Source organism: Neobacillus niacini, from assembly GCF_046591715.1.
GTDB lineage: Bacteria > Bacillota > Bacilli > Bacillales > Cytobacillaceae > Neobacillus > Neobacillus niacini_L.
In genome coordinates, this window is sequence record NZ_JAWVNQ010000038.1 from 1 (window position 1) to 865 (window position 865).

Genomic DNA, 865 nt, shown 5'->3' on the forward strand with positions numbered 1-865 from the left:
AAGGACATTAACTAGTTTGTCCAACATTCAATAAAAATATAAGTGGTGGAGGGGGACGGATTCGAACCGCCGAACCCGGAGGGAGCGGATTTACAGTCCGCCGCGTTTAGCCACTTCGCTACCCCTCCACTTTTTAAAAAAAGTGGTGCCGGCGAGAGGACTTGAACCCCCAACCTACTGATTACAAGTCAGTTGCTCTACCAATTGAGCTACCCCGGCGTGATGAATGTTTAGAAAATTATGGTGGAGGATGACGGGATCGAACCGCCGACCCTCTGCTTGTAAGGCAGATGCTCTCCCAGCTGAGCTAATCCTCCATTTTAAAACCAAACTGTGTTGAATAATAAGTGGTGACCCCTACGGGATTCGAACCCGTGTTACCTCCGTGAAAGGGAGGTGTCTTAACCACTTGACCAAGGGGCCATATCATTAAAAATAGGAAAGCTTCCAAGCGGGCTCGAACCGCTGACCTCTTCCTTACCATGGAAGTGCTCTACCTACTGAGCTATGGAAGCATAGCTAATTTTATTTAATAAAATGGCTCCGCAGGTAGGACTCGAACCTACGACCGATCGGTTAACAGCCGATAGCTCTACCACTGAGCTACTGCGGAACAATACAAGCCTGGCAACGTCCTACTCTCACAGGAACTTTCGTTCCAACTACCATCGGCGCTGAGAAGCTTAACTTCCGTGTTCGGTATGGGAACGGGTGTGACCTTCTCGCCATTATTGCCAGACCTATTTTTCTCAAAGACATTATTTATTATACTGCCTTTTTGAGATTTTTCAAGAGGTTTTTGAAATAATTTCATTCCCTCAAAACTAGATAATTTCAGAAGAAGTAATGTAAAACGAGAACGCAA

The 865-nt window shown here is 45.9% G+C and carries 6 tRNA genes and 1 rRNA gene; all 7 read right to left on the bottom strand.

Annotation, left to right across the window (positions count from 1 at the left end):
* Positions 1 to 43 precede the first annotated feature (43 nt).
* Positions 44 to 128 (bottom strand) — tRNA-Tyr (locus tag SFC47_RS25790).
* 15 nt (positions 129 to 143) lie between these two features.
* Positions 144 to 219, bottom strand: a tRNA-Thr gene (locus SFC47_RS25795).
* A gap of 22 nt (positions 220 to 241) precedes the next feature.
* Positions 242 to 317 (bottom strand) — tRNA-Val (locus SFC47_RS25800).
* A 31-nt stretch (positions 318 to 348) separates the two neighbouring features.
* Positions 349 to 423: transfer RNA gene (locus SFC47_RS25805), tRNA-Glu, on the bottom strand.
* 19 nt (positions 424 to 442) lie between these two features.
* Positions 443 to 515 (bottom strand) — tRNA-Thr (locus SFC47_RS25810).
* Between the two features lie 23 nt (positions 516 to 538).
* Positions 539 to 613, bottom strand: a tRNA-Asn gene (locus tag SFC47_RS25815).
* Positions 614 to 622: 9 nt separating this feature from the next.
* Positions 623 to 739: ribosomal RNA gene (rrf, locus tag SFC47_RS25820) — 5S ribosomal RNA — on the bottom strand.
* Positions 740 to 865 lie beyond the last annotated feature (126 nt).